1 protein-coding gene is annotated in these 552 nt (G+C 45.8%); it reads right to left on the bottom strand.

Going from position 1 to position 552, the window contains the following annotated elements; translation table 11 throughout:
* The coding region (locus H9S92_RS05975; protein ID WP_187465806.1) for an IS5 family transposase at positions 1 to 552 on the bottom strand (552 nt) is incomplete at both ends.

Genomic DNA, 552 nt, shown 5'->3' with positions numbered 1-552 from the left:
TCGCCTTACCGCTACGTTGCGAGGATAATCGGGGTAATCATTTTCTTCCTCCCAATACCACTCCACAGCTCCTTTTTGGGGCGGAATAACCGGGGTAATGTTGCGGGCGATCAATCCATCATAGCAGCTTTGAGCGTCATATGCACCATCCATATAAACTTCTTCAATAGGAGCTTTCACTTGATTTAATAAATCGTCCACTTGTGACTCATCGCTCTCGGAGTTTGTCGTTGTCGTGTGACAATGAATAAACCCAGTTTCTGGGTCGACGCCTAAGTGCAATTTTCGCCACGTACGACGCTTACTCCATCCATGTTTACGGCATTTCCACTCGCCTTCACCATAAACTTTTACTCCTGTTGAGTCAATAGCTATCGTGACTGAGCCCTTTGTCGGAATCTTGAATGGCGTAATCTCAAGGATACGGAAACGACGATTTACTTGGGTAAAACTTGGCACATCAAGATCGCACAGCCCCATTAGATTGAGGATGCCCACAGCAAATCCACGGGCCTGTCGATATGGCAATCGAAAAACAGTTTTAAACATCAT

It is taken from the genome of Neolewinella lacunae (genome assembly GCF_014349155.1).
Lineage (GTDB): Bacteria > Bacteroidota > Bacteroidia > Chitinophagales > Saprospiraceae > Neolewinella > Neolewinella lacunae.
The sequence above is the reverse complement of the archived record's forward strand: the minus strand, read 5'-3'. Positions and strand labels throughout refer to the sequence as shown.